A 21616-nucleotide genomic window follows, 5' to 3' on the forward strand; every position below is an offset into this window, starting at 1 on the left:
AAAGCATTTGCTTTTGGGACTCCGTTTTGTATTAGATCTTAAATTTCGCAATTTCTTTTTGTAACGCTTCAGACACTTCGCTTAGAGACTTAGCAGAAGCAGAAATCTCTTCCATAGAAGCAAGCTGCTCATGAGAAGCCGTAGCAATCGTGTTAGCTCCCTCAGAACTTTCCGTTGAAATCGTTTGAACCTCTTGAACGGATGCCGAAACTTCTTCAGAGTTCGCAGACATTTGCTCAGAAATAGCAGATACCTCATGAATTTGTTCTGCAACGCGAATTTCAGCTTCTAAAATCTGTTTAAATGCTTCACCCGCTTCGTTTACATCGAGCGTACCCGCTTGTACTTCAGCCACTACATTGACCATAGCTTGAATAGAATGCTCAGTATCAGCCTGAATGTTGCGGATAATTTCAGAAATTTTACCTGCAGAGTTCTGTGACTGTTCAGCTAGTTTTCTAACTTCATCTGCCACAACCGCAAATCCTTTTCCATGCTCACCAGCTCTAGCTGCTTCGATCGCTGCATTGAGCGCTAATAAGTTCGTTTGGCTTGAAATCTCCGTAATCGCTGTAACAATCGCACCGATTTCTTTTGATCTTTCGCCTAATTGCTTGATTACCGTAGATGTTGATTCCACAGATTCAGAAATCTTATTCATTTGCCCTACAGCTCTCTCAATCTTTTCATTACCACTTTTCGCAATTTCAGTAGATTGTTGTGCCATACTCGCTACTTCCGATGAAGATTCGGCAATGCGCTGAACACCAACGCTCACTTCATCCATCGCTTGAGCACTATGAGTGGCAACCTCTGCAGAAACCTCTGCACCCTTCGCCACTTCATTAATAAGATTGACGACATGCTCGGTTGCTTCCGTCGTTTGTTCAGCACTAGCAGATAATTCTTCAGAAGAAGCCGCTACCTGCTCTGCCACATGTTGAACACTTTCAACCAAGCCTTTTAGACTTGATGTCATGGCGTTAACGGAATTGCTCAATTGACCAATTTCGTCCTTGGACTTCGTCGTTAACTCTTCTCCTGTAAAATCACCCTCAGCGATTTTGTCCATTTTTGCCACAACTCTGTGTACAGGCTTGACGATATAATTCGCTAGTATAAATGCAACCACAACACCAATCGCTATCGCCGCAATCGTTAAAATGATAACGATACTGTTAACTGCCATTCCTCGTTTCACCAGTTCGCTGCCACTTTGCTCAACCATTTTTTCCTTCTCGTCTACCCGTTTATTAAAGGATTCCATCAATTGTTCGCCGATAGGACCTACTTGATCATTGACAATTTTTAAAGCTAGCTCCTTGTCCCCTTTATCATAGGAACCAAAAACGCGTTCTTGAATGAGTTTTCCCCAGTTCTTACTAGCAAAAATCATTTGTTCAAGCTCGTTCGAATTATCCAACTTCACAAGCTTCTCTTCAATTTCTTTGCTACTCTTTGTATATTCATCAAAACGTTCCTTCTGTGCTGCATCGCCGAATAATAAATATGCGCGCGTAGCTGAGATTCTTTCAGCTAGGCTAAAGCTCAATTCAGATTCATATGTAAGCTGTTCCACATCTTTTTGAATCGTTTTTTCAATTTGATTATTCAGACTTTGGATGTTAAAAATAACACTGATCCCTAAAATGATAAGCAGTAATAGTACTACTCCATAACCCATTAAGATCTTCGTGCGCAGGCTTTGCATATTTAGGCCCTTTTTATCAGACCCCTTTAATTTAAACCCTTTTAGTTTAAATCCTTTGAAATTAAAACTTTTCAAACGAAAGTTTTTGACCCTGGAATTCTGTTTATTTACATCTTTTAGATTCAAGCGTAAACGTTTCTTCATTAGGCATCCTCCTCTTAGTTAGTCCTATGTTTACTTTATCGGCAAGCTAATTCTAATTTTTCAATTAGTTTGCTTTTTCACAATAATGAAGCATATGAGTAAATTCTACCGTTTAATAAGAACTATTTCCATAAAATATTTCGCTCTCCTTAAATTCGGAATATTTTAATTTTATTTCGAGCAGCTATTCGCATAAAATAAGATCAAATAAAAATATTTTTAACCAGTATCTTTTTCCTCCCCTATTTCCGTTATAGAGGGTGAGAGGTATAAAGGAGTTGAACACAGATGTCATCAAACAGTAGGCCAAAAGAGGAGACGCTTGAAAAATTAGAGGAGTTTTATCACGGCTTGCAGCAATATTGCCGATTCCTAGCTCGAAACCAATGGGATGGTGATGATCTAGCACAGGAATCATTTTTTCGGGCTGTTCAGCGTTATCCTGAATCCGATATTAGTCCTGCCTTGCTTAAAAAAATCGCCTACCACTATTGGATTGATACGTTGCGCAAGAAGAAGGATGAATGCACCGGCATGCCATTCGAATTGCTTTCAGCAGAAAAGCAATTGTCACCTGATGAATTGATGAATACTGTTCAAAAATTAATGGAGTTGACGCCGAAACAAGCAGTAATCTTTTTACTAAAAGAAGCATTTTCATATCGTTCAAAGGAAATTGCGGAAGTGCTTGGTACGACGGAAATGGCTGTGAAAGCCACTCTACACAGAGCAAGAAAACGACTCGATAAGGGGGATTCTTTTACTATAGAAGATACTTGGACGGAAGAAAGCGATCATGAGTTGCTTTCCCAACTGATGTATCAATCGGTGCAGGAAGAAGACCCGAAGGTACTGATTGATCGGCTCACAGAAATTTTCTCCAAAACTCCTGGTACACCTCTCAACATGTACAGCATAGCAGCTTAAAAAAGGGAGGAAATAAGATGGCCACTATACCTTACGTCATTGAACAATCAAGTCGCGGAGAACGTTCCTATGATATTTATTCGAGATTATTGAAGGACCGAATCATTATGATTGGTGATGAAATTGACGACCAGCTCGCCAATAGTGTTATTGCTCAGTTACTTTTTTTAGAATCGGAAAATCCAGATAAGGATATTTCCATTTATATTAACAGTCCGGGAGGTTCGATCACAGCAGGCTTCGCCATATTTGATACAATGCAGTTGATTAAGCCTGATATCAGCACGATTTGCATTGGGATGGCGGCATCTTTTGGTGCGATGCTCCTTCTCGCTGGGACAAAAGGAAAACGCTATGCACTGCCGAACAGCGAAGTGATGATTCATCAACCACTTGGCGGGGCAAAAGGGCAAGCCACAGAACTCGAAATTTCCGCTCGTAGAATTCTAAAACTTCGAGAACACATCAATTCGATTGTCGCTGAACGCACAGGCCAGCCAATTGAAAAAGTAGCAAAGGATTCCGACCGGGATTATTTCATGAATGCCCAGGAGGCTCTGGATTACGGGATTATAGATAAAATCATTAGCAAGAAGTAGTGAATTGAATTTACTCCCTGAATAGGGAGTTTTTTTGTGATTTCGTCTTCATGAAGACAATCTTTCTTTGTTTCTTGTGAATAGTGTCTTTATGAATGGGACATGCGGACACTGTTTGCGGAATCCTTGCAATAGTTGTCTTCATGAGCCTTTCATGCGGACACTATTCGTAAGATCCTAGCAATAGTTGTCTTCATGGGCACTCCATGCGGACACTATTCGTGGGCTCCTTGCAATAGTTGTCTTCATGAGCCTTTCATGCGGACACTATTCGTTGAATCCTTGCAATAGTCGTCTTCATGAGCCTTTCATGCGGACACTATTCGTGGGATCCTTGCAATAGTTGTCTTCATGAGCCTTTCATGCGGACACTATTCGTGGGATCCTTGCAATAGTTGTCTTCATGAGCCTTTCATGCGGACACTATGACCTTCTTTCCCTAAAATAATGTCTTCATGCACTCCTCAAAAAAGAAAAAAGCCCTCCCAAGTGCGTAAAATACACGCTCTTGGAACAGCTCCCTTAACTTACTCTTTCATCCCCAACCCTTAACTCGATTTTGCCCGAATAAAGGTCGAGGAGGAGTAGTCCTTTACTAATTTTTGTAGACTTCGATGGCTTTCTCGAAGCTTAATAGACTCTTCAAGGATTCTTTGAAATCCTTCAATATCCTTATCATTGGCATTGAGAATCGACTTCGTAATATTTTCGGCAATTTGCTGCAAGGTTATCTCGGAACTCATCAACGATCACACCTTTCACTATTGTCTACTAATACTATTTTAGATAGAGATGTTGATTTCCTGCCCCGAGCGAGAAAAACAAATCTACAATTCTCCCCACGATCCTCAAAGAATGGGAAAAATCCTTCCCAATCAAACAAGAGCCGACAGCTTTATTTGCGGATTCCCGTCGTTTCCGCTAATTTTGTATATCGTTCCGTTTCTTCTTTTACGGCCTGTGTAAAATCTTCAGAATTTAAATAGGATGGTTCTAGTTTAATTTTCTCCAACTCTTTTATAAAAGCTTTATCCTGCTCCATTTCGGCGATAGCCTCATCCCATTTTTCCACAATCTCATCGGGAACATCTGCGGCAAAGGATAATCCAGTCCACCACTTCACCGTTAAGCCCGTAAAACCTTCCTCTTCAACTGTTGGCACATCTGGATATAGCGGGCTCCGTTCGGATGATTGCACTGCAAGGATTTTGATTTTTCCAGACTCCGCTAAAGAATACACTTCTCCAACATTGTGTACAGCGAGAATAACATGGCCTCCCGCAACCTTGGCCGTCGAATCACTCGCTCCTTCTGATGAAACCATACTCGTATTTTTATAATCGACTCCAATGGAATCAAGCCATTCAGCAACACCAAAGGAAGAAAATCCCGCTGGTCCAACACTGGCCCATGTCAGTTCTTCAGGGTTTGCCTTGACCCAATCACTGAACTCTTTGAAGCTCTCCCACTCCGCATCTTCTTTAACAGCATAAGTCAAAGATGCTTCTGCAATTCGAGAAACGAATTTATTGTCTTTTGACGTAATGGTAGGATTCGACGTACCTGCTTCATACATTGTTGTCGAGGAGTTATTATTTACTAAAACGGTGTAGCCATCTGGCTTCGCTTCCTTTAAAGCATACTGAGCCCCAACAATTCCGCCTCCACCCGTTTTGTTCGTGACAACGATGGATTGCCCCCATTCCTTGCTCAAATATTCAGCCACTGCTCGCGCGGCCAAATCAACTCCACCACCAGCCGCAAAGGGAACGACGAGTTCAATTTGCCTTTCCGGATAAGAAGCATTGTCCGACGAACCTGAATCATTCGAACAGCCGGCAATCAGCATCCCCAAGAGAATCAACACAGCTAAACAGAACTTTTTCACCTGAATACCCCCAATTTAAGTTGTCAAAATTCCATGTGCTCCCCTGTCTCCTGTTTGATTCTTTTTTTCGTTCGATTAGTTAGAAAGATAGAAACGATGATTAAGACAGCAGCTAATAGGAGAAGGGTTAACGAAATCGGCCTTTGGAAAAAAATCAACCAGTTACCTGACGATATTTCTAACGATTGAATAAAGGAGCTTTCCATTTTAGGACCAAGAACGAGACACAAGACAAAAGGAATAATCGGCCATTGATATTTATGAAAAAAATAACCGAATATACCAAAAATAATCGCAACAACGACATCGAACATACTGTTACGGACCGAATAGGCACCTAATATACTCACCATTAAAATGATTGGTCCTAGAATTCCAAACGGCACTTCCGTCAGCTTTGCCCATAGTCCGATTAAAGGAAGATTTAAGATTAGGAGAATAATATTGCCTATAAACATACTCGCAATGACGGTCCACACCATTTGGCTATTTTGTTCAAATAGAACTGGCCCTGGAGTTAATCCATAAATCATTAAAGCCGCTAGTAAAATAGCGAGTGGCGGTGATGCCGGTATTCCTAAGGCCAATAAAGGAATGAAACCGCCTGAGCTTGTTGCGTTATTTGCCGACTCTGGACCTGCCACCCCTTCAATAGCTCCTTTCCCAAATTGCTCAGGGGTCTTTGAGATCTTTTTTTCCACATCATAGGAAAGGAATGACGTAATCGTGGCCGATACGCCTGGTAAAATGCCGAGAAAAAAACCAAGTAGGCTTCCTCTTAAAATCGGAAACATACTTTTTTTCATATCTTTTTTATCGGGATAGACATTTTTAATTTTCTCATGCTTGATACGAACCCGATTTTCTTCGAGTCCTTTTAATACTTCGGTGATGGCAAATAAACCGATAATGATGCTGATCATTTCAAATCCACCAAGTAGCGCATCAAATCCAAAATGAAACCTCGGAGATCCACTTGAAATCCCAATTCCCACAAGCGAAATTAGGAATCCAAACAAGCCCATAATAATCGACTTTGCCAGCGAGTAGCCGGTTAAATTGAATAATATCAGCAAGGCAATCAGCATTAACGTAAAGTATTCGGGTGGCCCGAACTTCAATGCTTGGTCAGCGAGAATCGGTGCGAAGAGAACAAGGCCAATCAATCCAATAATTCCTGCGAGAAAGGATCCAATCGCTGCAACGCCAAGAGCCGCTCCACCCTTCCCCATTTTGGCCAATGGATAACCATCTAATGTCGTCGGCACAGACGAGGACTCACCAGGAATATTCATTAATATTGCTGTCGTGGAGCCTCCATACATCGAGCCATAATAGATGCCCGCCATCATCATAATCCCTTGAGTTGGATCGAGAATCGTCGTCATTGGTAAAAGAATTGCTATCGCGGAAGTTGGACCAAGCCCTGGAAGTACTCCAACAACAGTTCCAAGAAGCGAGCCCAATAGGACAATTAATAGATTGAAAGGGGTCAGAACTTCACTAAAACCCTGTAAAAGGTAGAGGATTGATTCCATTTGTTTGCTTCCCCCTTTTAAAATAGTAGACTGGGAAACGGTGTTTTCAGTAGGACAATGAATAATAAATAGAGAGCTGTTGTGAGGACGGTCGCTATCACGATAGAAAAAATCCAGCTATAGTTTCCAATAATCTTAATTAAGAAGAGAAATGCAAGGACGGTACTGAAAAAATAACCGATATATTTGATTGAAAGGCTATAGATTATGAGACTCCCGATAGAAGCAATCATCATAAAAGCTGTTCTACCCTTGGGGAGGACCACCTCATCCTTTTTTCGCTCGAATAAAAGCATGCCGCCTGCAAGGATTAAAAGGACTCCGATCATTCCCGGAAACGTGTGGTCTCCAGTCAGGAGGTTATTGCCATAAGGATAAAGTCTAATCGCTTCAAAAATGGACAACCCACCTAAAATAATCGCAACGAACGCGCCGATACGGTTAGGAGAAATAACCTTGATCCCCAATTAGTCCTCTCCTTTCTTAATGCTCGATTTGCCAGGGATGCCCCTTCGTGTTGAGTAGATATAATCTGTAATTACTGCACTGTTTCGGTGGAACATGAATCCCTATTTCTAATCTTTCTTAGAACGCCCCAGTTACCTAGGAAAAAAACTACGACTCATTTGTTCGGCTACCCTTGATTTCTGATAGCAAAAGCCTTGCACGCTTAAAAGCAGAGCAAGGCCTATGATTATCAGTTAAGAAGAATCTTATGAAATCAATTATTGGGTTATGTTTGAACAAGGTAATACATTTATAAGTATATGATCACGCGATGCAAAAAATGAAAAAAGGTCTCCTGACGAATCGGAGACCAAATTATATATAAGTGGAATGGACGTGCTGTGGAACTAGCCTTTTTCGACATAAGGAGAAAATAGGCAAGCCTTTTTCGACATAAGGAGAAAATAGGCAAGGCTTTTTCGACATAAGGAGAAAATAGGCAAGGCTTTTTCGACATAAGGAGAAAATAGGCAAGGCTTTTTCGACGTAAGGCGAAAAAGACAATGGTTAACGCAAGAAGCTTATTGTTTAATGTGACATCTATGCTACTTCGGATCATGCCTCATCGACATTAGGAGGAAAATTATTCACTATTAAAGACTAAATAAACCTCCTCCACCGCCATTTCTTCGGCAGTTTGGATTGTTCAAATCACTACCACAATCAAAGTTTTCTTCGACTGTTTCATTCACGGTCCTTTGTGTTACCGGATAAAAGTTTTCATTTCTGACAACCGTTCTGTTTACATTAATCACTTCAACTGGATGAATGCGTCTGACTGTGCGTGTTTTTGTTCTTGTATTCACGACTGTTCGAGTAGGGCTTACAATTTCTTCAACTCGATTGTTTTTGCAGCAACGGCCCCTATTATTGTTGCTCACTCCCATTACATCGTTATTGCTAGATCTATTTGAATTTCTTGCACCCATGACATTGTTACAGTCGTGGTTATCACTCACACCCATGACGTTGTTGTTATTACCCTTGTTATAACCAGCTCCCCTCACTTCGTTATTATTTCTATATCCCATTAAGCTCACCCCCTTATCATGAGATGATATATTTTATGCAAAGGGACATTGCTTGTCCTAGACCAAGCCACCAGTTCGACAAAAACGATCGCATAACTACGAAAAGCACCCCGAAGGATGCTTTTCTTTAGTACCATTGATAGCTTCGTTCTGCAGTCAGAGCGTCTTTTTTCGTTTTATGCACTGTACCAAATGGATGATGGGGAGGTGCATATATGGAGTAAAGCCTCAATGGCATTCTCCCTGTATTCGTTACATTATGCCAAGTACCCGCTGGGATCATAATAGCAGAATCTTCATGAACTCTAGCTGCAAAGGTCAAATTATTTCTGCTATTCCCCATTTGCACAATGCCATCGCCTTGTTCCACACGTAGAAATTGGTCTGTGTCTGGATGAATTTCTAATCCAATATCCTCACCTGGCCGAATACTCATCAAAGTCACCTGCAAATGGTTTCCTGTCCATAAAGCAGTACGATAAGTAGTATTTTGTTCCGTTGCCTCTTCTATATCCACAACATATGGATACGGTCCATAATCTTTTATTTCAATCCTTCTTTGTAGTTGGCGATTTTCATTTGGTCCATAATATGGATGTATTCCATAAGGATACATTGGGACATTCGTATAATATGGAAATTGCGGGTACATCTTAGGAAACTGATACATTGGCTCAACACCTTCCTATATTTGCTAAATTATCCTATGCTCTTAGCAAGGTGGATGTACTCGGTTCTCCTATAAAATCCCATTCCAAAAATCTATGTTCAACTTATTCATACAGACTTTAGCTTAGTAAAAATTATTCTGTGCGAACATTTGAATACGTGCAAAATAAAAAACCTACCACAAGTCACAGCGAACTTGCGAGAGGCTCTAACAATTTTCCACAGCAACTAACCATTCAAGATTTCTTGCCCAGGTTGAAGAATATCTACATTTTCAATTTCAACTGTTTCAGGATACTTAATCCCTGCTCCTGTATTAAGACACACAACATGCTCATTTTCTTGAATCCAACCTTGCTCTCGCAGGATTCTAGCCGCTGCAAAGGTTGCTGCTCCTTCTGGACAAATGAAGTTTCCTTCGAAGGTAGCTACCTGCTTTTGCGCCTGTAATAAATCCTCTTCGGAAATAGCAATTGCACAGCCATCTGTTGCATAAAGGCTTTCTAAAACCAAGAAATCACCCAAAGCTTTCGGGACATTAATCCCAAACGCAGATGTCGTAGAATTTTCAAAGAATGTTGATTCCTTGTCACCCTTTTTCCAAGCTTCAACAATCGGCGCACACCCTTCTGCTTGTACGGCTACTAATCGTGGGAGCTTTCCTTCCTCAATCCAGCCTAATTGCTGCAGTTCAAGTAATGCTTTATAAATCCCGATGATTCCTACACCGCCACCGGTTGGATACAAGATTACATCCGGAACCTTCCATCCGAATTGCTCGACAATCTCGTAGCCCATGGTTTTTTTACCCTCAATCCGATAAGGTTCTTTCAGCGTAGAGGCATCGTATACACCATGGTTTTGAACTAGACTAGCCACGACCTTTCCTGCATCACTAATCAAGCCGTTAATTAAATGCAAATCTCCTCCAGCGACACAGACTTCTTTTCGAGTAATTTTCGGAGCATCCAAAGGCATTACAATCGTCGCTTTAATTTTTGCCTTTGCTGCATAGAGCGCCCAAGCAGCTCCAGCATTCCCGTTCGTCGGCATCGCTAACTGCTGCACACCTAGCTCTTTTGCCTTTGAAATTCCTACACTCGCTCCTCTTGTTTTAAAAGAACCAGTTGGAATAATCCCCTCATCTTTCATATATAAATGTTGCAGTCCATATTCCGCTCCGAGCGATGGAAGTTTTTCCAACGGTGTCATTCCTTCCCCCAGCGTTACAACATTTTCCTCTTTTTGCACAGGAAGTAATTCATGATAGCGCCATAAACTATTTGTTCGATTAGAAATATCCTCACGTGATACATTTTCTTTTACTTTCTTTAAATCATATCGAACCAATAACGGAGAGCCACATTTACATAATTGCTGCACATTATTCTCTTCATATTTTTCACTGCACTTCGGACACTCTAAATGTGAGATATAACTGTAATTTGTCATTTTACTCCCCCTAAAAAAATGAAGACCACAATTAAACTCGTTACGAAACATGAGCAAAATCGTAGTCTTTGGTTGTCCAATCGACTGATACGCTATTAAGCTATTAATATGGTAATCTTATTTTTCAGATTATTCAACTATGAACTAAAGGTATTGAAATAACAATTGATTGGAAGATCCTTTTTTATAAGGTAAAATTCTTTGTGATGTCCAATAGAAATCTGCCGTCTTTTTGTTTGGACTGTACCTCGACCAAAATCGTACCCATTGTGCCTAAGAACGTACTATCCAATCCTTCAAAAATAACTTGTCTCTCTGTAATTCTTAATTTTTCATTATAATATTTCATATACACATCTCTTTTACCAACGAATTTATTGTATAAAGACATCGAGACTCTATCCCCACTCTTTATTTTTTTGAAAGTTGGTTCTTTCGCCTCGTATCCATCAAATGTGATTGTAATATTCTCTAACGTCACTCCTGAATTATTATCCACATAAACAGTTGGTAAAGTTTGTATCATCACTTTTACTTCCCCCTTTTTTATGTAACAGGTTTACTTCTTATTACCACCTTATCATTTTCTACCAAAATGTTCCATATATACAATTATGAATAAACCAAACCTTATTCAACTAAGCTGCCAATTAATTAAAAAAAAGAAGCCTCCCAAATTCATAGACTTGTAGAAAGCTTCTTAGTATATTTCAGTTATTATTTGTGTTAGCGCTTAGCAAGATTCCTTAATGTATTATCGTATCTTTCAATTAAGTCCTCTATTCCCTTTATAAAGTCCGGGTCTAATTCTTTTCCTACCAGCTCGCCAAAATCAATCTCATCATGACGATTTTCAGGTGTTATCCTTTTTAATAATTCCTCTAAAGTTGGCTTTTTAACTTGGGAGTCTTTACTATCCATGTGATGCACCACCGATGTGTTTTCTTCATCATACCAAGGAACCGATCTAGTTTCAAAGATATATTTCGTGTCACTCAGCATAAATCCACTCAAGTAATATGGTACATCCCCATTCGAACCCTTCAGAACCCCTATTCGGAACCGAATTATTTTAGAAAAGGATAAATAGTTACGTCAATCAAACGTTTGATCTAATTTACTACGCCAGTTATGGGCTCGCTCGTTCAACTCCAAAGTTAATTTTTCTAATTATTATCGTAAGATAGGATCTTGGTAAAAATAGCTGTTACAGCATCCTTGTTATTGTAAGAAAGCAAAATTGCTCCTGCCAATCAAACGTTTGATCTAATACGGCACGTCACTTATGGGCTGGCTCGTTCAACTCTAAAGTTAATTTTTTGAGTTACTTTCGTGAGATAGAAATTAAGGGAGAAATGACCAAAATCAGCCCTTTTAGCTATCTCATTATTGCAGGAAAACAAAAACTGACCTGTCAATCAAACGTTTGATCTAATTTGTCACGCCACTTATGGGCCCACTCGTTCAACTCCAAAGTTAATTTTTTGAGTTGTTATTGCGAGATAGGAATAATAGCGAATTTGAGGAAAAACACCTTAAATAACGTCACATTATCCTAGGAAAGCAAAAATCGATCTGCCAATCAAACGTTTGATCTAATTTGCCACGCCACTTATGGGCTGGCTAGTTCAACTCCAAAGTTAATTTTTTGAGTTGTTTTCGTGAGATAGGTTTTCGGGTGTTTTTCGTAGAAAAATCGGACAATATGCAAAAAATCCACAATTTTTAAAGCGAAATTCCTTGTAGGGGGTTCCGAAAGAATTATCATTCTCGTGTATGTTTGCCCCATTCATGATTCCTTACAAAAAGCAAAAGCCATCCCATTGCGCAGTTAAACGCTTCTGGGACAGCTCCTCTAATAAACTCTATTTTCCTTGCACTAATTCACCTTTAAAAAACTGTGGCAAATATTCTTTGTGGGCTTCCATCATTTCATCCACAATTTCTTTTGCCAATTTATCTGATGCAACCAACGGATTAATCGTTAATGCTAGTACAGCTAAGTCGTAGTCACCGGTGACAGCCGCTTCAGCAGCAACTCGTTCAAATGATTTGATTTGCTGCACAAGTCCTCTCACAGCTACAGGCAGGTCTCCAATCGCGATTGGCTTTGGACCCTCTTTAGTAATCACACAGCTGATTTCAACGGCCGAATCATTAGGAATGCTTGCAATAGCGCCATTATTAATGGTGTTTACCGGTTGAATATCTCGCTTATCATTATGAATACTTGAGATTAAACGGACAGCAGCATCAGAGTAATAAGCCCCTCCCCTTTTCTCTAGTTGTGGAGGCTTAATATCCAATTCTGGAGCCTTGTAGAGCTCGAATAAATCTGTTTCTAATGCTTTTACTACTTCTGCACGAGTACCTTTTGTTTCCGCATCATGCTTTGTCTTTTCAAACAATTCTCGTGTTTTGTAATAGTAATTATGGTAAGGACATGGAATCGCATTTAAGGCTTTCAAAAATGCCGGTTCCCATGCAATCCCTTGAATGTTTTTAACAAAGCTACTGTCATCAAGCTCTGTAACCATTTTAATGACTTTGTCCTTGACACTCTTACCATCTAAATACACTTCTAAACCATAGACCATATGATTTAGACCTGCAAAGTCGATACGAATGCGAGAGTGTTCAACTTCTAATAAATGAGCAACAGCCATTTCCATTCCAATTGGTACATTACAGAGCCCAACCACTTTTTTGATATTGGAATAACGGAGCACAGCTTCTGTAATCATACCAGCAGGATTTGCAAAGTTAATGAGCCAAGCATCTGGGCATAACTCCTCCATGTCTTTACAAATATCTAGAATCACTGGTATTGTTCTTAAGCCTTTGAATAATCCCCCTGGTCCATTTGTTTCCTGACCTAATACGCCATATTTCAATGGAATGCTTTCATCTTTTGCTCGTGCATCGAGCAAACCAACACGGAATTGTGTTGTGACAAAATCAGCATCCTTTAACGCTTCTTTTCGATCTAACGTTAAACGAACCTCAATTGGAAGACCTGCTTTTTCGACCATCCGTTTCGCAAGATTCCCGACAATTTCTAGCTTTTCTTTTCCTGCTTCAACATCTACTAGCCAAATTTCCGATACAGGCAATTCTTCATACCGTTTAATAAATCCTTCAATCAATTCTGGAGTATAGCTTGAACCTCCACCAATCGTTGCAATTTTTAATCCCATTACAAACGCCTCCTCGATATTTTAAAATAGGTATTACACATTGCCATTCTTACTAATTAAATCCTGATACCAATAGAAACTTTTCTTCTTCATTCTACGTAAATCCTTATCTCCATCTTCATCCTGATTCACGTAGACTAGGCCATAGCGTTTTTGGAATCCATTAAGCCAGCTAAGCAGATCAGTAAATGACCAGACACAGTACCCTACAACATCCACACCATCCGTTACAGCTTCTCTGATTGCTCGAATATGAGCATGAATATACTCGATTCGGTAATCGTCGTTAATCTCGCCATCTTCTACGGTGTCGTATTCCCCTAAACCATTCTCTGAGATTAAAATCGGCAAGCGATATCTGCTTTCAATTCTGCGCAGAGCAACTCTTAATCCAGTTGGATCAATCGCCCAGTCCCAATTCGTCGTTTCTACATATGGGTTTTTAATAGATTTATAGAGACCTGGAATGCCTCGAGCTTCCGTCGTTCCTTTTTTACCCGTAGTATTAAAATGACCTGACTCGGTAACGCCATCCAACGGGTTATGCTCCACTGCACCTGTTTGATAGTAGTTCAAGCCCATAAAATCTGGCTTACCCTCTTTTAACAAATCCAGATCTCCAGCTTCTAACTTTGGCGCGAGGCCTTTTCCCTCAAGATAGTTCCAGGCAGCCTTTGGATATTCTCCCCAAGCATATACATCCATCCACCAATGCGCATTAAACGCTTCGATGTTTTCAAATGCCAATATATCCTCGGGCTTGGACGAATACGGATAGGCAGGACCATACGCGAAACTTGGACCGATTTTTCCATCAGGAACATAATTGCGGAAGGCTTTAATCGCACTTGCATTCGCTAAATTAGCATGATGGTTCACCTGATAGAATAATTTATCATCCTTCACACCTGGTGGATGGGACGCCAGCTTGTAGCCATGTGAAGTAAACACGTTTTGCTCATTTAAGGAGACCCAATATTTCACCCGATCGCCAAACCTTTTGTATAAAAGTACACCGTAATTTGTAAAGTCTTCGACGATTTGACGTGATTCCCAACCGCCATATTCATCCTGTAGTGCTTGTGGCAAATCCCAATGGTAGATTGTTAAAATCGGCTCAATTTGATTCTTAATGAGTTCATTGATGAGCTTGTCGTAAAACTCTAGACCCGCTTCATTGACTTCTCCTTTGCCATTTGGCAAAACACGAGCCCACGCAACCGAAAAACGATAAGCTTTCAGGCCCATTTCTTTCATTAATTGAACGTCTTCTTCAAATCGGTGATAATGGTCAACCGCTACATCCCCATTTGTGCCTTTGAAGGTTTTCCCTGGAATGCGAACAAATTGATCCCAGTTGGATAATCCCTTTCCATCTTCATTCCATGCCCCTTCAACTTGATAGGCTGCGGATGCTGCTCCCCATAAAAAATCATTCGAGAAATTTGCTAGTTTCGTATGAATCATCTTTTTCAACTCCTTCTATTCGCTGGATCTTCTGCATGTATGTTTATGAAATGATAAAATGCTCCTAACATCCCCGCGTCATTACGAAACTTACATGGTTCAACAGGAATCTTGAAATACGGCCAAAGAGCATGCTCTTCTAGCTGTCGATGAATTTCTTCAAATAAGTAGCTTTGAGTACTAACGCCACCGCCAATTACGATTTTTTCCGGATTAAAGGTGGTCGCAAGATTATAGATCCCTCTACTAATCTGGTTAATCCAATCGTCTAAGATTTCCTTAACAGCTGGGTCCGACTCTGCTTCTGTAAAAATGTCTTTCCCATCTATTTGGCCGTCTAACTTTTTATAATCCTCGTATGCCTTAATAAGGGCAGACATTGAAGCTGTTTCATGCATATCCTTACGCTCACCATTCTCAAAGACAGTGAACATCCCACCATACTCTCCGGCACGATAGCTATGGCCACGATAAATATCACCGTTTAAAAAAATGCCACCACCTACACCAGTACCAATCGTCATACAGATAAAATGCTCACACCCTTGGGCATTCCCACTAACACGTTCAGCTAGCGCCGCACAATTTCCGTCATTTTCTATTTCAACCGGAAGACCAATACTCTCTTCCAATAGGATTTTTAAATTCTGTCCATGAAGTGCCGATATTGCCCCTGCCAACTCTGAATATCCGGTCATAACATCGATATAACCAGGCAAACTTATCGCAATCCCGCTTACTTCACCGTTTTCTCTATAATCGTTTATTGTGTCTAACATATCTTTTAGAAAAATATCTAAAGAATTTCTTTCGGTTGGATATTCGGACTTTGTAACAAACTCTCCATTCTTTTTGATGAGAGCATGCTTCACTTTCATGCCACCTACGTCGAAGGTAATATATTTTTCCATACGATTCTCCTTCTCAAACGATTAATCGAGATGATAAGAAAAGCGCAAGGCGCCCGACTATCGGCGACAAGCACAAGACGAGCCGGCAGAAAGGTTGCTTTTTAACCTTTTGGACGGATTGGCTTGTGACCAAGGAAAAAGTGTATTGTCTTTTTCACTCGAGCCGATGGCGCCTGGAGCTAGACAATTCTCAAAGTAGAAAGCGATGCTTTCTTATTTTTTAACAAGGATGGGAGGCCTGATAATCAGGACTCCCATTCTCCAAAATCATTATTGTAATTTCACGGAAAAATGCAGTGCACTTCCCATTGGAGAATTTTTCAACAGATCTTTCAAATACTTGACCGTTTCTTCTCCCGATAATTCTGTTTCTACAGTGACGTTCATGTCAATTTTATTCAATTGCTCAACATTTACTTTCACTGTTTCATCACTAAAATTGTCGATAAATTCATGTAAAAATTTGATTTGCCCACAAAAAACGTTTACTCTATGTTGATTCATTGTAAATCATCCCTTTCAGGCGTTTAGCTCTGAACTTTTTGTAGTCGTAATATTATCAGATTCAATTGCAGCAGCTTTATTTGCCGCCATAACAAATGGCATATAGATGATTGTAGAGACAGCTAAACAAACAAACCCAAGAATCAAGGCCCACCAGTTCCCACCTGTTCCTAAGAAGGCTAATATTGGTCCAGGTGTTGTCCATGGTACAGAATAAGCAATTGGTGGAATCCACTCAAAGTGAATCGCTGTCCATCCAATGATAATGTTTATTGCTGGAACTAAGATAAATGGAATAATCAAGATTGGATTTAATACAACCGGCAAGCCGAAAATGATTGGTTCATTGATATTGAATAAACCTGGTGCGATTGATAGTTTACCGATATCTCGGTAATCCTTTCTTTTTGAAACTAGGAAAATCGCGATTAGCAAACCTAATGTCATCCCTGATCCACCATAGTTCGCAAATGCATCGTTGATTGCCCATGTTGTTGGATAAGGAGCTCCCCAAGCTGTACCATTCGCTGCAACAAAGTTTAAGTTTTCAATACCAGCTTCAGCAAACATCCCTTCACGAATCGCAGCAATTGTGTTTGGACCATGGATACCGAAGATCCATAATAAGTTTGAAACAACGGCTAAAATGACTAATGAAATAACACTATCACCTATGTTTTTCAACGGAGTCTGTAACACCGTATAAATGAATTGGTGCAAACCATCTTCATAAAGTGCATTGATGATCGCGTTACCAATCGCAAAAATCAAAGTAATGATAATGATCGGGAATAATACCTTAAATGTTCTTGCTACTGCCGGCGGTACAGATGCAGGCATTTTAACTTGAAGTTTTTCAGATTTGGATAGTCTACTAAAGAGCTCTCCAACTAATAAACCGACGATAATGGCAACGAATAACCCTTGTGCGCCTACCCATTGTGTAGAAAGATAGTTTGCACCTTCCACGTTTAAATATTGAGGATAGATAATAAAGAAAGTAGATAGACCGGTAATCCCACTCAATAATTCATCCGCTTTTAATGCAATGGCTATATTCCTGGCAATCAGGAACACGATAAACATCGAGAGAATATTTGTCGAACCATTTAGTACTGGAGTGAATACTTGTTGATAATCAGCTAAATTAGGAAACAGTTTATGCAAGAATAATATTTTTGCAAGGAAACCGTCTGGTGCTAAAATCGCAAAGTTTAATAGTAAAACTAATGAACCCGCCATAGTGATTGGAAATGCTAAAATGAATGCATCACGAATGGCAACAACATGTCTTTGTGAATTTAATTTTGCTGCAATAGGAACAAGAACTTTTTCCATTCCTCTTTCAAAGCCAGCCATAAACCCCATAGTTTTTCGCTCCTTTTTATCTAGGTTTTTACCTAATTATTCTCCAATGAGTTCAAATGCTCTGTTTAGAACCTTTTCTCCATCCATCGTTCCATAGGCACGCATTTCGATTACTTCTACAGGAACACGTCCTTTTACCATAGAATCAACCTGTGCTTTTTGAAATCTCACTTGTGGTCCTAATAGTACGACATCTACTTCGTCAATCACTGAGCTTGATTCTGAAATTGGAAGTGCAAAAATATCGATTTCTTCTCCTCGTTTGTTTGCAGCATCCTTCATTTTGTTAACCAGTAGGCTCGTTGACATTCCTGCAGCACATACTAATAGAATTTTTTTCATCGTTAACTCCCCCTTGATAATTTCTACGGCGTAAGAAAGCGGTTACAAAACAGATAAATTTTTTTCACTTTTTTTTAGGTGAACCACTCCTTTCAAAAGTTTTCTTTAATACTCTATCAACCTTGTTTCGAAATAGCTTTATACATATCTACAAATTCTCGAGCTAAGTCTTTTACTGTAATTGAAGTCATCAAATGATCTTGTGCATGCACCATCAGTAGGGATACTGTCGCATTGTTCCCCCTAACTTCTTCCTGGATAAGAGAAGTTTGAATGTGATGTGCCTGGTTAATGGCTGCTTCAGCGTCTTTTAATTTGGCTTCAGCACCTTCAATATCTCCGCTTTTGGCTAACGCAATTGCTTCCATGGCATGACTCTTTCCATCGCCACCGTGAAGAATGATTTGGAAAATAGTCTCTTCAGAAATTGTTGTCATTTTATTCATTCCTTCCACTCTTAATCTGATTTGCGAAATCTTTGTAGTTGATGAGCTGAATGTTTTTTTCTTCAAAAAATGAAGCAATTGACGGGTCTGTTAATATATCTAGTTCATTAAGGCGTTCCTTACTATACGAACTACCCGCTGATAAAGCATTATCAATAAATGCCGGATGACTCATAATTTCGACAGTCTCAAAATCTAATAAACTTTCAAAAAGAGTTAAAGTGTTTTCTACAGTTAAATGACTTCCATAGAAATCTGCACACATATACTCAATTGGATGTAACTTCCGATCTGCATTCCCTGCACTTCTAATCGGCAGTTGATATTTTTCGGCTAACTCTTTCACAATTGGATAAAATGATTTCATTGTATGAATATGATGATGTGAATCAAGATGAGTAGGTGTCAAACCAAGAGAATAAAATAATTCGATTTGACTGGTCAGTTCTTTTTTCACATCCTCAAGAGATGCATGCTTCTCGATATCCGATAAATTGTGGAAGGTTCCTTCACTATTCACCAAAGATGGGACATCATCTCTTACTGGACTTCCGCAGGTTAATACTAAATGAATACCCACACCTAGCTCTTTACACTCTTTTGCAAGTTGAGCTGCGTGAAAGGCTCCCGGCATATTTGCCATTAAAGTCGCTGATGTAACGATTCCGTATTTATGGGCATCCAGAATTCCATAATTAACTGCCTTTGAATAACCAAAATCATCAGCGTTTACTACCCATTTTCTCAAGCGTATCATCCCCGGTTCGTGAACTGTAGTTGCGATTTGAACTGAAATATTATAAAGGATCCTATAATATTAGTTTAACATGTAAGCGCTTCACTTTAAGTTTTTGTTTTTCCGTTGCTCAACGGAAAAACTTAGGACAATTTTCTCATTATTTATTTTATTCAGAACACAAGTGTGGAAGAACTCACTTCTATTTCTCTTTTAACAAGCTTATTACTTCGTTCTGGTTTTTGCTTTCGATCAGTCTTTGAATCAGCATTCGATTGTCTAAAATGGCAATCATGTTTTGATACATTTGATCAAGGTCACTGTTTGGACCTTTTCTAATATTAAGTAAGCAAACAAATTGGACCATTTGATCGTCGTGCCATTGAATTGGCTTTTTTAATGTACAAATTGTCCAGAATGTTTCCTCTGTGACAGGCGTCATAGGATGTGGAATGGCTACTAGATCCCCAAAACAAGTTGGTGCCAAAGATTCCCTTTCTAACACAAGGTTTACGTAATCAGCGGGAACAAGCCCCTGGTTATATAGCTCATTACATAGAAACTCGATAACACTTTCCTTATCCTGCAAATCCTGCTGTAAAAAGATTCTTGATGAATTCAAATAAGATTCGACTTGATATGAACTCTTCTTTAAAAAACCATTGATTTTTTGTATATCCTTATCGTCTAAAAATGGATTTACGACTAGTACTGGAATCCGCAAAGTTTCTAGAATTGGAATGGTGCTAATGATTAAATCAACGGATGCAAGATTATAGGAAACTAAATTATAGTAATTAATCGTATCCACGATTTCGATACAATGATCAAAATGGTTTTTCAAACGATAGTAAAGAAGCCTTGCGCTTCCTACGCCAGAAGCGCAAACCACAAGCACTTTTTTCAGCTCGCTTTTTCTTGTTTTCATTCTTTCTAGGGCAACACCGATATGAAGGGCAATATAAGCAATCTCATGCTCAACAATTTCTAGCTTTAAGTACTCTTCAATACACTTACTGGCAATTACTGCCCCGTCAAAAGCAATCGGATATTTTGTTTTAATATCATTGAGCAATGGATTTCTAATATTCATTTTGTATTTCAAGCGATTCATAGCAGGGCGAATATGAAGCGTTAGGGCTTGAATAAACTCGATATCATCCCTAAAATCCCAATTCAATTCTACTTTGAGCCTTTCGAGAATGAGATTGACAATTTTTCCAACCTCATCGTGATCATTGATCTCCTGTAATTCTTTTTCATTAAGTAATTTCGTTCCTAATAAATGAATAATGATGTAGTCTATCTCTGATGTAGGAAACGTAAGTCCAGTAAAACGCTCCACCTCCGCAATGATTTCCTTTGCTACCATCTGTTCAAATGGATATTGTTGAATAATCCAATCTTCAAGATGCTCAATGATCCAGCCTTCCTCAATCCTTTTACAAGCAATCGTGATATGGGTAACCAAATTGGTTAAGGAAATATCCGAAATATCAATTTTGTAGGTGATCAGTTTATCTATCAAAATCTTTTTTACGTTTTCATATACTTCTTGATCCAGTAGTTGAAAAGAATCACTGTCCACAAAAGGGTCTTGCTTACGATTCAAGACAGAATTGGACAGGCATTGCCTTTTCATATACTCGTCACCTTCTACTTTTGTTCCATAGTAAGGTCGAGTCGTCAATGTTAAATTGTATTTCTTTAAAATCGAGCGCACGATTTTCAGATCGTTTTGAACGGTTGAAATCGATACAAACAGTTCATCGGAGAACTTTTCAATCTTTATAAAATCTTTTACTAACAATAACCTCGTCAGCATATAGAGAACACGGTTTTCCTGATCAGCATAGTTCACTGTGACCGTATCCGTTTCATCTGACACTTGGCCAACGGCTGATGCAAACAGCTGTTGGTCCAATACTTTCATCGAGTACCCCTTACCCCTATAGGATTCTATTATGATCCCAAATGAGGCAGATTTTTGCTGGATTAGCTTAATCTCATTTCGAACAGTCCGATCACTGACACCTATTTCTTTTGCAATCCATTCTGAGGTAATCGATTCATTTACCTTCGATAATACTGAAAATATATCCTTTTGACGTTTGGAAAACATAGAATGTATTCCTCCTTCTTCGGATGCCCTTCAAAATAAACTGAAAGACTGTCGACA

The 21616-nt window shown here is 39.4% G+C and carries 20 protein-coding genes and 1 pseudogene; 2 read left to right on the forward strand and 19 right to left on the reverse strand.

The annotated features are described in order from the left end of the window. Positions 1 to 31: 31 nt before the first annotated feature. The gene (locus tag FA727_RS21750; protein ID WP_136833588.1) at positions 32 to 1855 is read right to left on the reverse strand and encodes a methyl-accepting chemotaxis protein; all 1824 of its coding nucleotides are present in this window, start codon (positions 1853 to 1855) and stop codon (positions 32 to 34) included. Between the two features lie 288 nt (positions 1856 to 2143). Between FA727_RS21750 and FA727_RS21755 the strand changes: the two genes are divergently transcribed. Both FA727_RS21755 and clpP read left to right on the forward strand, forming a co-directional pair. Continuing rightward, positions 2144 to 2782 carry a sigma-70 family RNA polymerase sigma factor gene (locus FA727_RS21755; RefSeq protein ID WP_136833589.1) on the forward strand — a complete coding sequence of 213 codons (639 nt, stop codon included), beginning with the start codon at positions 2144 to 2146 and terminating at the stop codon, positions 2780 to 2782. 17 nt (positions 2783 to 2799) lie between these two features. Beyond that, positions 2800 to 3381 carry an ATP-dependent Clp endopeptidase proteolytic subunit ClpP gene (gene clpP / locus FA727_RS21760; RefSeq protein WP_136833590.1) on the forward strand — a complete coding sequence of 194 codons (582 nt, stop codon included), beginning with the start codon at positions 2800 to 2802 and terminating at the stop codon, positions 3379 to 3381. 548 nt (positions 3382 to 3929) lie between these two features. Here clpP and FA727_RS21765 read toward each other — a convergent pair. The 18 genes and pseudogenes from FA727_RS21765 to FA727_RS21850 all read right to left on the reverse strand — a co-directional run bounded on the left by FA727_RS21765 (position 3930) and on the right by FA727_RS21850 (position 21559). Further along, on the reverse strand, positions 3930 to 4124 hold the full coding sequence (locus tag FA727_RS21765) for a hypothetical protein (protein ID WP_136833591.1): 195 nt from the start codon (positions 4122 to 4124) through the stop codon (positions 3930 to 3932). Positions 4125 to 4276: 152 nt separating this feature from the next. After that, on the reverse strand, positions 4277 to 5269 hold the full coding sequence (locus FA727_RS21770) for a tripartite tricarboxylate transporter substrate binding protein (protein WP_246042013.1): 993 nt from the start codon (positions 5267 to 5269) through the stop codon (positions 4277 to 4279). A 23-nt stretch (positions 5270 to 5292) separates the two neighbouring features. Then, positions 5293 to 6807, reverse strand: coding sequence for a tripartite tricarboxylate transporter permease (locus tag FA727_RS21775; RefSeq protein WP_136833592.1), 1515 nt, complete (start codon positions 6805 to 6807; stop codon positions 5293 to 5295). Positions 6808 to 6824: 17 nt separating this feature from the next. Then, entirely contained in the window at positions 6825 to 7274 is a 450-nt protein-coding gene (locus FA727_RS21780) for a tripartite tricarboxylate transporter TctB family protein (protein WP_136833593.1), read from the reverse strand. A 633-nt stretch (positions 7275 to 7907) separates the two neighbouring features. Next, positions 7908 to 8345: a CotD family spore coat protein gene (locus FA727_RS21785; RefSeq protein ID WP_246042014.1), complete on the reverse strand. Its 438-nt coding sequence runs from the start codon at positions 8343 to 8345 to the stop codon at positions 7908 to 7910. A gap of 127 nt (positions 8346 to 8472) precedes the next feature. Further along, positions 8473 to 9015, reverse strand: a complete 543-nt coding sequence (locus FA727_RS21790; RefSeq protein WP_136833594.1) for a cupin domain-containing protein — start codon at positions 9013 to 9015, stop codon at positions 8473 to 8475. Between the two features lie 227 nt (positions 9016 to 9242). Further along, positions 9243 to 10466: a threonine synthase gene (locus FA727_RS21795; protein ID WP_136833595.1), complete on the reverse strand. Its 1224-nt coding sequence runs from the start codon at positions 10464 to 10466 to the stop codon at positions 9243 to 9245. 184 nt (positions 10467 to 10650) lie between these two features. Then, on the reverse strand, positions 10651 to 10995 hold the full coding sequence (locus tag FA727_RS21800) for a hypothetical protein (RefSeq protein ID WP_136833596.1): 345 nt from the start codon (positions 10993 to 10995) through the stop codon (positions 10651 to 10653). A 296-nt stretch (positions 10996 to 11291) separates the two neighbouring features. Further along, positions 11292 to 11363, reverse strand: a pseudogene (locus FA727_RS21805) (AbrB/MazE/SpoVT family DNA-binding domain-containing protein); the annotation flags it as partial. Between the two features lie 968 nt (positions 11364 to 12331). Next, positions 12332 to 13663 (reverse strand): 6-phospho-beta-glucosidase, encoded by a 1332-nt coding sequence (locus FA727_RS21810; protein ID WP_136833597.1) that lies wholly within the window; start codon positions 13661 to 13663, stop codon positions 12332 to 12334. A gap of 33 nt (positions 13664 to 13696) precedes the next feature. Continuing rightward, entirely contained in the window at positions 13697 to 15130 is a 1434-nt protein-coding gene (locus tag FA727_RS21815) for a glycoside hydrolase family 1 protein (protein WP_136833598.1), read from the reverse strand. 5 nt (positions 15131 to 15135) lie between these two features. Then, positions 15136 to 16041 (reverse strand): ROK family protein, encoded by a 906-nt coding sequence (locus tag FA727_RS21820; RefSeq protein WP_136833599.1) that lies wholly within the window; start codon positions 16039 to 16041, stop codon positions 15136 to 15138. Positions 16042 to 16311: 270 nt separating this feature from the next. Then, positions 16312 to 16545, reverse strand: a complete 234-nt coding sequence (locus tag FA727_RS21825; protein WP_136833600.1) for a hypothetical protein — start codon at positions 16543 to 16545, stop codon at positions 16312 to 16314. Between the two features lie 15 nt (positions 16546 to 16560). Further along, positions 16561 to 17913 carry a PTS sugar transporter subunit IIC gene (locus FA727_RS21830; RefSeq protein WP_136833601.1) on the reverse strand — a complete coding sequence of 451 codons (1353 nt, stop codon included), beginning with the start codon at positions 17911 to 17913 and terminating at the stop codon, positions 16561 to 16563. Positions 17914 to 17949: 36 nt separating this feature from the next. Further along, positions 17950 to 18255: a PTS sugar transporter subunit IIB gene (locus FA727_RS21835; RefSeq protein WP_126410343.1), complete on the reverse strand. Its 306-nt coding sequence runs from the start codon at positions 18253 to 18255 to the stop codon at positions 17950 to 17952. A 116-nt stretch (positions 18256 to 18371) separates the two neighbouring features. Then, positions 18372 to 18701, reverse strand: coding sequence for a PTS sugar transporter subunit IIA (locus tag FA727_RS21840; RefSeq protein ID WP_438646641.1), 330 nt, complete (start codon positions 18699 to 18701; stop codon positions 18372 to 18374). After that, positions 18694 to 19458 (reverse strand): chitin disaccharide deacetylase, encoded by a 765-nt coding sequence (gene chbG / locus FA727_RS21845; protein ID WP_438646642.1) that lies wholly within the window; start codon positions 19456 to 19458, stop codon positions 18694 to 18696. The genes FA727_RS21840 and chbG overlap by 8 nt, the downstream gene beginning before the upstream one ends. 181 nt (positions 19459 to 19639) lie before the next feature. Next, entirely contained in the window at positions 19640 to 21559 is a 1920-nt protein-coding gene (locus FA727_RS21850; protein ID WP_136833604.1) for a BglG family transcription antiterminator, read from the reverse strand. Positions 21560 to 21616 lie beyond the last annotated feature (57 nt).

Origin of the sequence: Robertmurraya kyonggiensis (assembly GCF_005116465.1) — a bacterium.
Lineage (GTDB): Bacteria > Bacillota > Bacilli > Bacillales > Cytobacillaceae > Robertmurraya > Robertmurraya kyonggiensis.

Bases quoted from the DNA above. Each gene is read 5' to 3' on its own strand.
- FA727_RS21750 (WP_136833588.1), bottom strand. From the start codon at position 1,855: ATGAAGAAACGTTTACGCTTGAATCTAAAAGATGTAAATAAACAGAAT.
- FA727_RS21755 (WP_136833589.1), top strand. From the start codon at position 2,144: ATGTCATCAAACAGTAGGCCAAAAGAGGAGACGCTTGAAAAATTAGAG.
- clpP (WP_136833590.1), top strand. From the start codon at position 2,800: ATGGCCACTATACCTTACGTCATTGAACAATCAAGTCGCGGAGAACGT.
- FA727_RS21765 (WP_136833591.1), bottom strand. From the start codon at position 4,124: ATGAGTTCCGAGATAACCTTGCAGCAAATTGCCGAAAATATTACGAAG.
- FA727_RS21775 (WP_136833592.1), bottom strand. From the start codon at position 6,807: ATGGAATCAATCCTCTACCTTTTACAGGGTTTTAGTGAAGTTCTGACC.
- FA727_RS21785 (WP_246042014.1), bottom strand. From the start codon at position 8,345: ATGGGATATAGAAATAATAACGAAGTGAGGGGAGCTGGTTATAACAAG.
- FA727_RS21790 (WP_136833594.1), bottom strand. From the start codon at position 9,015: ATGTATCAGTTTCCTAAGATGTACCCGCAATTTCCATATTATACGAAT.
- FA727_RS21795 (WP_136833595.1), bottom strand. From the start codon at position 10,466: ATGACAAATTACAGTTATATCTCACATTTAGAGTGTCCGAAGTGCAGT.
- FA727_RS21810 (WP_136833597.1), bottom strand. From the start codon at position 13,663: ATGGGATTAAAAATTGCAACGATTGGTGGAGGTTCAAGCTATACTCCA.
- FA727_RS21815 (WP_136833598.1), bottom strand. From the start codon at position 15,130: ATGATTCATACGAAACTAGCAAATTTCTCGAATGATTTTTTATGGGGA.
- FA727_RS21820 (WP_136833599.1), bottom strand. From the start codon at position 16,041: ATGGAAAAATATATTACCTTCGACGTAGGTGGCATGAAAGTGAAGCAT.
- FA727_RS21825 (WP_136833600.1), bottom strand. From the start codon at position 16,545: ATGAATCAACATAGAGTAAACGTTTTTTGTGGGCAAATCAAATTTTTA.
- FA727_RS21830 (WP_136833601.1), bottom strand. From the start codon at position 17,913: ATGGGGTTTATGGCTGGCTTTGAAAGAGGAATGGAAAAAGTTCTTGTT.
- FA727_RS21835 (WP_126410343.1), bottom strand. From the start codon at position 18,255: ATGAAAAAAATTCTATTAGTATGTGCTGCAGGAATGTCAACGAGCCTA.
- FA727_RS21840 (WP_438646641.1), bottom strand. From the start codon at position 18,701: ATGAATAAAATGACAACAATTTCTGAAGAGACTATTTTCCAAATCATT.
- chbG (WP_438646642.1), bottom strand. From the start codon at position 19,458: ATGATACGCTTGAGAAAATGGGTAGTAAACGCTGATGATTTTGGTTAT.
- FA727_RS21850 (WP_136833604.1), bottom strand. From the start codon at position 21,559: ATGTTTTCCAAACGTCAAAAGGATATATTTTCAGTATTATCGAAGGTA.